Here is a 9,392-nt window from a genome sequence, read left to right as displayed (position 1 = left end):
CTCGACCATGAAGGTCGAGCGCCCGCGCGCGAGATTGTCGCTCGCGCCGACGCGGCTGAACAGCCGGTCGACGAGCCCGAGCTTCGCCGATGCGGCGGGGACGAAGCCGCCCGCCTGCGCGAGTACGACGATCAGCGCATTCTGGCGCAGGAAGGTCGATTTGCCGCCCATGTTCGGCCCGGTGACGAGCCACAGCCGGTCGCTTGTCGACAGCGAGACGTCGTTGGGGACGAAGCGCTCACCCGATTTCGCGAGCGCCGCCTCGACCACCGGATGGCGCCCGCCGCTGACATCGAGACACGGGTCGTCGGCGAGATCGGGGCGGCACCAATTGTGGCTCATCGCATGGTCGGCAAGCGCGGCGGCGACGTCGATCCGTGCGAGCACGTCGCAGCTTGCGGCGATGTGCTCGCGGCGCGCCACGGCGGCGTCGGTCAACGATTCGAGATGCGCCGCCTCGGCAGCGACGGCATGCACCCCCGCCTGCGTCACCCGGCTCGCCGCCTCGTGCAGGTCCGACGAGTTGAAGCGCACCACGCCGGCGAGCGTCTGGCGGTGCGTGAAGCCCGATTCGGGCGCCATCAGCGCGTCAGCATGCTTCGCGGGCACCTCGACATGATAGCCGAGCACGCCATTGTGGCGGATCTTGAGCGAGGCGATGCCCGTGCGGTCGCGATAGCCCGCCTCGAGCGCGGCGATCGCTTTCCGCCCGTCACGCGCGGTTTCGCGCAGCGCGTCGAGCGCATGATCATAGCCCTCGGCGATATAGCCGCCCTGCGCCGCGTCGACCGGCGGGGTTTCGATCAGCGCGCGGCTGAGTTCGTCGACGAGCGTGCCATGGCCGTCGAGCCCGGGGAGCAGACGCGCGAGCAGCGGCGGCAGATCCGGCCGGCGCGCAAGGCGTTCGCGCAAAATCCGCGCGCCGCCGAGCGCATCGCGGAGCTGCGCCAGGTCGCGCGGCCCGCCGCGCCCGGCAACGAGGCGGCCCAGCGCGCGGCCGGCATCGGGAAGCGCGCGCAGCGCCGCGCGCAGCTCGCCGCGCCACAGCGCATCGCGCGCGAGCGCATCGACGAGGTCGAGCCGGTCGAGGATCGCGTTTTTGTCGGTGAGCGGGCTTGCAAGGTCGTCGGCGAGAAGGCGCGCGCCCGCCGCGGTGACGGTGCGGTCGATCGTGCCGAGCAGGCTGCCCTCGCGCGTCCCCGCCATCGTGCGGACAAGCTCGAGGCTCTCGCGCGTCGCGGCGTCGATCGCCATGCGGTCACCCGCCGACACGCGCAGCGGCGGCTGGAGGAAGATCGGCTGCCCCGTGCCGACATGGTCGAGATAGGCGACCAGCGCCCCCATCGCCGCGCATTCGCCGCGCGAAAAGGTGCCGAAGCCGTCGAGCGTCTGGACCCCGAAGAAGCTTTCCAGCCGCTTCTGCGCCGCGGCGCTCGAAAAATCGCCCGGCGGGCGGCGGACGACCTGCCGCACGGTCCAGGCGGGAGCGTCGCCGCCCGCCTCGCTGACCAACAGTTCGGACGGGGCGAGGCGCGCAAGTTCGGCGTCGACCGCGTCGCGGCGCACCGCGACCACCTCGAACCGTCCGGTCGAAATATCGGCGGCCGCAATCGCGACCTCGCCCTCGCTACCGACCTCGGCCAGCGCGGCGAGACGGTTGGCGCTACGTCCTTCGAGCAGGCTTTCCTCGGTCAGCGTGCCGGCGGTGACGAAGCGGACGATCGCCCGCGCAACGAGCGCCTTCGACCCGCCGCGCGCCTTGGCCTCGGCGGGGCTTTCGACCTGCTCGGCGATCGCGACGCGGTGGCCGGCGCGGATCAGCCGTGCGAGATAGGATTCGGCGGCGTGGACGGGGACGCCGCACATCGGCACCGGCTCGCCGTCATGCTCACCGCGCGCGGTGAGCGCGATGTCGAGCGTCGCCGCCGCCGCCTTGGCATCGTCGAAGAAGAGTTCGAAGAAGTCGCCCATGCGATAGAAGAGCAGGCAATCGCCCGCCTTTTCCTTGAGCGTCCAATATTGCGCCATCATCGGCGTGGCGGCGGGAGCGGTCGCGTTGGAATTGGCTGGCGTACGGGCGGTGACAGGCATGCGACATGCTTAGGGATGGATATAGCCCCGTGGCAAGGCGTGCCACGCGATTCGCGGTTCCATTTCGCCAAGGCGACGTTAGGGAATGGGCTCGGGCGCGCATCTTGTGGATCAACTGAGAGGATAGACGATGGATAGTGGCAGCAAGGTGCAGTTTTCCGACCGCGAGGCCCTGCTCTACCACGAATATGGACGGCCCGGGAAAATCGAGATCGTCGCATCGAAACCGATGGCGACGCAGCGCGACCTCAGCCTTGCCTATTCGCCCGGTGTCGCGGTTCCGGTGTTGGCGATCGCCGAGGATCCGGCGAAAGCCTATGATTATACGATCAAGGGCAATCTGGTTGCGGTGATTTCGAACGGCACCGCGATCCTCGGGCTCGGCAACCTCGGTGCGCTCGCCTCGAAGCCGGTGATGGAAGGCAAGGCGGTGCTGTTCAAGCGCTTTGCCGACGTCGATTCGATCGACCTCGAGGTCGATACCGAAGATCCGCAGGCCTTCATCGACGCCGTCGCGCTGCTCGAGCCGAGCTTCGGCGGCATCAACCTCGAGGATATTGCGGCGCCCAACTGCTTCATCATCGAGCAGGCGCTGAAAGAGAAGATGAACATCCCGGTGTTCCATGACGACCAGCATGGCACCGCGATCATCACCGCCGCGGGCCTGATCAACGCCTGCCACCTGACCGGCCGCGACCTTGATACGGTGAAGGTCGTCGTCAACGGCGCCGGCGCCGCGGCGATCGCGTGCACCGCGCTGATCAAGGCGATGGGCGTCCGGCACGAAAACGTCATCATGTGCGACCGCAAGGGCACGATCTACCAGGGCCGCACCGAAGGCATGGACCAGTGGAAATCGGCGCATGCGGTGCCGACCGAGGCGCGCGACCTGACCGAAGCGCTGGTCGGCGCCGACGTGTTCCTCGGCCTGTCGGCCGCGGGCGCGCTGAAGCCCGAGATGGTGAAGCATATGGCGCCCGCGCCGATCATCTTCGCGATGGCGAACCCCGATCCCGAAATCTCGCCGCCCGATGCCCGCGCCGCAAGACCTGACGCGATCATCGCGACGGGGCGGTCCGACTACCCCAACCAGGTCAACAACGTCCTTTGTTTCCCCTTCATCTTCCGCGGCGCGCTCGATGTCCATGCGACCGCAATCAACGAAGAGATGAAGATCGCGGCGGCCTATGCCATCGCCGACCTTGCGCGCCAGCAGGTGCCCGAGGAAGTCGCCGCGGCCTATGGCGGGCGGGCGTCGAGCTTCGGCCCCGAATATATCATCCCGTCGCCCTTCGACCCGCGCTTGATGGAAATCGTGCCGGCGGCGGTCGCCGAAGCGGCGATGCAGACGGGCGTTGCGCAGCGGCCGATCGCCGATCTGAACGCGTATCGCACGCGGCTGCGCGCGCGGCTCAACCCGACGACGTCGGTGCTGACGCTCGCCTATGAAGCGGCGCGCAACAACCCGAAGCGTGTCGTTTTTGCCGAAGGCGAGGAAGAAGTCGTGCTGCGCGCGGCGATCCAGTTCCGCGATGGCGGCTATGGCACCCCGGTGCTCGTCGGCCGCGAAGGGCTGCGCGACAAGCTGAAGGAAATGGGCGTCGCCGACCCCGAAAGTTACGAGGTCCACAACAGCGTCAATTCACCGCACGTGCCCGAGATGGTCGACATGCTGTACGAACGGCTGCAACGGCGGGGTTATTTGCGCCGCGACGTCGAGCGGATGGTCAATCGCGACCGCAATATCTTCGGTGCGCTGCTGCTCAAGCTCGGGCTTGGCGACGCAATGATCACTGGCGTCACGCGCACCTATTCGCAGACGATGCGCGAAGTGCGCCGTGTGATCGACCATGCCGAAGGCAAGACGCCGTTCGGCATCCATGTCCTCGTTGGCCAGCATCATACGATTTTCATGTCCGACACGACGGTCAATGAGCGGCCGTCGGCGGAAATGCTCGCCGATATCGCCGAACGCACCGCACAGGTCGCGCGCCGCATGGGACACGAACCGCGCGTCGCCTTCCTCTCCTATTCGACCTTCGGCAATCCGCCCGGAAGCTGGCTCGACAATATCCGCGAGGCAGTGGCGATTCTCGACCAGCGCAAACCCGGCTTCGAATATGAAGGCGAAATGGCGCCCGACGTCGCGCTCAACGAGAAGGTGATGGCGAAATACCCCTTCTGCCGCCTGTCGGGTCCCGCGAATGTGCTGGTGATGCCGGGGCTGCAGTCGGCCAATCTGTCGGCGAAGCTGCTGCGCGAACTGGGCGGCGGTGCGGTGATCGGCCCGATGCTGGTCGGCATGGAGCATCCGGTGCAGGTCGCGACGATGGCATCGCCGGCGTCGGACCTCGTCACGCTGGCCGTCCTCGCGGCGGGCGGAATCGCGCAGTAGCTATTTGGCAAGATCATCGCCCCCGCGAAGGCGGGGCACCGATGATGGCAACCTTGCCGCCAGACTGGGCCGATAGCCGTCCGGCGGCAAAGCGCATCCGAACCCATGATGAATAAGGATATTCGGAACGGAAAGACAGCAACAGCCGGTCGGCTTTCGCGTCAGGATTACGAGAGAGGGGGGCGTCGGCCCTCGGCCTTTGACCAATCGTCGGGGACCGCGACGGCAAAGAGCAGCCGGGAACCAACGTGTTCAACCGCCACGGTTGCCCCGCCGAGCGGGAAAACTCGGCGGGGCGCATCCCGCCCCAGGGTCAACGGGGACGGGGTGACTGGCCAATTTGCCTCGTCCGCGCGCGTAACCAGGGCTCCCCCTCGTCCAGCACAGACAAAATGGCTTATTCGCGAAATGCCGTTTCCTTCAGCCGCGTCAGCGGCGTCAGCAGGTAGGAAAGGATCGATCTTTTCTCGCCCAAAAGGCTGACCATCGCGATCATGCCGGCGCCTATGCGCAAATTTCGTCCGTTGGCGTCCTTGAGCGGTGGGCCGACCGTGCGGACCTGAACGGCATAGAAGCTTTCCTTGAGCGCTTCATTGTAGATGGCGTCCGGGGATATCGAGACCACCTCGCCCTGCATCCAGCCAAACACGGACGAATTATAGGCCGTAACCTCGACGCGAGCCTTCTGACCGAAGCGGACGTTCGCGATGTCAGACGGGCGCACGGATGCCTCGATCAGGAGGACAGATTCGGCGGGCACGATTTCCACGACGGGCTCGCCCGCCGGCACGCTGCCACCGATGGTCGTCACGAGGACGCGGTTGACGATACCCGACATGGGCGCGCGCACCTTGGTTCGATCGACCTTGTCCTTGAGCGCCGGAAGTGCGGTCTCCCGCGACGCAAGCTCGGCCTGAACCTGGGTCAGCTCATTGGCGGCTTCCGACTTCCAGTCGCTGCGCTGTTGAGCAAGTTGCGCCTGTGCCTCCGCCACGCCAGCGATAGCGCGCGACAGCGCGGACTGGGCGGCATCGACTTCGCTCTGCGACACCGCAACGCCATTTTCCGCCCGTACCAGATCGATTTTTGGAACGATCGACTGCACAGCCAGTGGCCGGATCATTTCCAGTTCCGTCCGCCTGCCCTCAAGAGCTGATGTGCGTGCCGCCACCGACGCCCGTGCTTCGGAAACCTGACGCTGTGCCTGCGTCAACCGCGCCTCGGCGGCACCGACGAGGCTGTCATATTCTGTTTTCCGCGAGGCATAGAGCGATTGCTCCATGGCGACCTGCTCGCTTGCACTCGTACCGCGAATAGCCGGCCGCGTTCCGAGAACCTCCCCGCGAAGCCGGTCGGCCTTCGCTTGCAAGGCTTCCACCCCCGCCGCGCCGCTCGCATAGGCCGCGCCGGTCAGCGTCGGGCTGAGCCGGACGAGCAACTGCCCCTTGCTGACGCGTTGGCCGGCGTGGACATTGATGGCTTCGACGACGCCACCCTCGAGGTTGGATATGACCTGCAACTTGGCGCTGGGGATAACCTGACCCGTAGCGCGAACAGTGCGGTCAATCGTCGTGAAGGCTGCCCAGATGATCGAAAGAACGAAAAAGCCGGCCAGAATGTAAAGCATGAAGCTGGCCATACGGCGCGGCTCAACCGAGAGCGCTCGATCTTCATAATGGGCAATTGCGGAATATGGGACAATGTCAGACATCAGCTTGCCCTCAAGAGCGATATCTTCTGGCTGATCTGGTCCGGCGTACCGTCAACGATAATTCGTCCGCGCGCCATCAATATGACCCTGTCCACCAATGCCAGGAGGCTGGGCCGGTGGGTCACCAAAATCAGGGTCCGCCCCACAAACTCACCCTTCAGCCGTTCGATGAGGCCACTTTCAGTGTCGGTGTCGATCGACGACGTCGGCTCATCAAGGAGCATGATGGGCGGTTGCCTATAAAGCGCCCGGGCAAGCGCGATCGATTGTCGCTGTCCCCCTGAAAGCCCTTCGCCACGATCGCTCAATCTCAGCTCATATCCGTGCGGCAGGGTAGAAATAAAATCCTGCGCCCCGGCGAGGGCTGAAACACGGTGCAGTTCGCTGTCGTCCGGATCGTGCGACAGTTCGATATTTTCGCGGATCGTACCGGTCAGCAGGTTATTGTCCTGCAACAATGCACCGATCTTCGAACGCATCGCCCGCGGTTCCATTTGACGAATATCGATGCCGTCGATCATCACGAGCCCCGAAACGGGTTCATAGAGACCCGCGATCAGCCGCGCGACCGTCGATTTGCCCGATCCGATTGGACCGATCAGCGCGACATGCTCACCTGGTGCCACCCGAAACGAAATGTTGCGCAACGCGAATTCGGCCGAACCCGGATACCGAAAATCAACGTCACGAAACTCGATCCCGCCTTCAATGAACATCGGCGTGGCCCGGTCCGTCTCTCCGCCTTCGTCGGGTTGTTTCATGAAAGCGTCGAGCTGGCGGTAGGCCGTGCGTGCCGAGTGAATACGGGTCAGGAGCTGGGCGATCTGCGACAAGGGTGCGACCGCTCTGCCCGCAAGGATGGAGCAAGCGATCAACGCCCCCATGGTCATCTCCTGATCGGCAATCTTGAAGACGCCGATGAAGACCACGCCCGCATAACACAGCATCTGCGCCGACAGCGCGCTGTTCACCGCCAGATTGGCGATCACCCGCTGGCGCATGGAAGTCAGCGCCTGCACTTCGACCGCCTGGTCGTACCGCCTATCGAGCATCGGACCAGCGCCGGAGACTTTGACGGTTTCCAGGCTTCCGATGGTCTCCACAAGAACGGACTGCTTCGACAAGCTCGTACTGAGCATGACGTGCGCATGCTTTCGCAGCGAGGGCTGCAGGGCAAGGCCAAATGCGAGCACAAGCGGGACGAGGATGATCGGCACCCAAACCACCTCACCTCCCAACAATCCGATCACAAGCAGGGTGAGGAGCAGGAAAGGCACATCGACAAGCGCCGACACTGTGGCGGAGGCGAAGAAATCCTTCACCGTATCGACTTCCCGCACGATAGCCGACAGGCTGCCGGTCGAGCCCCGCCGCTGGTCGAGCCGCATGTCGAGTATTTTTGCGAACAGGGCGCGGCCGATCCGCTGGTCCAGCCTCACGCCGGCGACGTCGACGAAATAGGCGCGCAGCCCTTTCATGATGAAATCAACCACGATGACGATCATCAGGCCGATCGTCAGGCCGATGAGCGACGCATAGGCGCTCGTCGGTATGACGCGGTCATAGACCGTCATCGTGTAAAGCGAGAGAAACAGGCCGAAGATATTGATCAGCGCCGCCGCCACGCCGACGCGGACATAGAGCCACCGATTTTCATGCAATGGCTTTGATAGCCATTCAGAGAGGCCCAGCATCCGGTCGCCAGCCAGAATGCCGTGCCCCTGCCCCTGGATATTTCCGAGCACTCGCTGCCCCCCTATACGTCGGTGGTCATGTGCGCGTCAGGCGAAGAGTTGTGTCTGATGGATCGTCAGGCTGCTATCCCCCGGTCCGTTATCCGAAATGAAATAGTCCGGCGTCGCCTTGGCCAAGGTCAGCGCGGTCACGAAAAGTGAGCTGTCCGCGTCGTGGCCATAGACTGTCCCGCCATCCGACGTCGTGCCGTCATTGTTATAATGGTCGAGCGCGGAATGCATGTCGTTGGCGCTGTGATCGATCCCGTTGACGGGAGCGTTCCAGTTTGAGGAGCTGGTTTTAACCGCCGCGCCGAACTTGAACACATCTTTCGCCTCGTCCTCCAGCCCCGTCGTTCCTGCGAACTTCTGGAGCCAGTCGACCGCATCGTCGATATAATGTTTCGGCGACTCCGTATCCGACGCATCGCCGATATTGTTCCCGGCGAGGCTGTTCAGCCAGGTCGCGACAAGATCGCGGCCAAGCTTATATACCCCGTCGTTCATCTGCTTGTTCGATGCGTTGATGAGCGTCTGGGCGTCCTTCAGTTCGATGAACAGCGTATCCTCATCGGCGTCCGTAAAACCGTCATGGTCATAGTCGCCGACCAACAGGCCGACCTTGTCCCCCGCGCCGCCCGCGACGCCGTCACCATTTGTGTCGACACCGTACAGCAATTCGCCATCGGCAAAGCCCGGTGTCCCGGCCTGCTTCGGCTCGTTGCCCTGGATGCCGTCCCAGAATGTGAAGCCAAGGTTGCCCCAGAATCCAGGCGTCCGCACACCCGGCCCCTCGTTGACGAGGCTGTAATAATAAGCATCGTCGATGTCCCCAACGCCCTGTGCGGTAGTGACCGTCGCCGTGTTCAGATGAACCCCGGCGTCGAACGGCTGGGTATAGTTCAGCGTCCAGGTTTCCCCGACGTCGAGAATGCCATTGGCGACCCCGGACTCACTGATCGTGACGCCGGAAAGGTCGATCGGCACCCCAGGGAGGCCACCTGTCTTATTGATGTCTGTGATGTTGACGTCGGTGAGCGAGACGTTGCCCGTGTTGGCGACCGTGATCATGAAGGAAACAGGCGCACCGATATTCACATTCTGCAGGCCATCGGCGTTGTCGGCGTCGTCATAGGTCACTCCGCCATCGACCGAGACGAATTTTTCGAGGTCGATCGACGGCGCCGGCGCAATCGGGGCCTCGGCGCTGTCGTCGACCGAATCGGTCTCGGTGCTGTCGGCGGTCGCGGTGTTGTCGATGTCGCCATCGCCGCCGCCATTATTGTCGAGGTCAGCCTGCGTCAGGACATAGCTGGTGTCGTAGGTCTGGCTCGCTCCCGGCGCGAGGGTCACCCCCGAGATATTCTGCCCGGTCAGCGGATCGACCACCGTGACGTTGGTCAGCGTGACGTTGCCCGTGTTGGTGACCTTGACCGTATATTGCGCCACGTCGCCCGCGGCA

At 64.2% G+C, this 9,392-nt stretch carries 5 protein-coding genes; 1 reads left to right on the top strand and 4 read right to left on the bottom strand.

The window, feature by feature from the left end:
- A partial coding sequence (gene mutS / locus V6M50_RS18335) for a DNA mismatch repair protein MutS (RefSeq protein ID WP_332820023.1) occupies positions 1–2,091 on the bottom strand: 2,091 nt, incomplete at its 3' end.
- Positions 2,092–2,221: 130 nt separating this feature from the next.
- On the opposite strand from mutS, the gene V6M50_RS18330 reads away from it, so the two are divergent.
- On the top strand, positions 2,222–4,486 hold the full coding sequence (locus tag V6M50_RS18330) for an NADP-dependent malic enzyme (RefSeq protein ID WP_332820022.1): 2,265 nt from the start codon (positions 2,222–2,224) through the stop codon (positions 4,484–4,486).
- A gap of 397 nt (positions 4,487–4,883) precedes the next feature.
- Here the strand turns inward: V6M50_RS18330 and V6M50_RS18325 are convergent, their stop codons facing one another.
- From V6M50_RS18325 to V6M50_RS18315, 3 genes are all read right to left on the bottom strand, one after another.
- Positions 4,884–6,197 carry an HlyD family type I secretion periplasmic adaptor subunit gene (locus tag V6M50_RS18325; protein WP_332820021.1) on the bottom strand — a complete coding sequence of 438 codons (1,314 nt, stop codon included), beginning with the start codon at positions 6,195–6,197 and terminating at the stop codon, positions 4,884–4,886.
- The gene (locus tag V6M50_RS18320) at positions 6,197–7,942 is read right to left on the bottom strand and encodes an ATP-binding cassette domain-containing protein (protein WP_332820020.1); all 1,746 of its coding nucleotides are present in this window, start codon (positions 7,940–7,942) and stop codon (positions 6,197–6,199) included. The genes V6M50_RS18325 and V6M50_RS18320 overlap by 1 nt, the downstream gene beginning before the upstream one ends.
- 36 nt (positions 7,943–7,978) lie before the next feature.
- Positions 7,979–9,392 (bottom strand): DUF7507 domain-containing protein (locus V6M50_RS18315; RefSeq protein WP_332820019.1); only part of this gene is annotated, 1,414 nt, incomplete at its 5' end.

Source organism: Sphingopyxis sp., from assembly GCF_036675685.1.
GTDB lineage: Bacteria > Pseudomonadota > Alphaproteobacteria > Sphingomonadales > Sphingomonadaceae > Sphingopyxis.
This window is presented reverse-complemented; position numbering and strand designations above follow the sequence as displayed.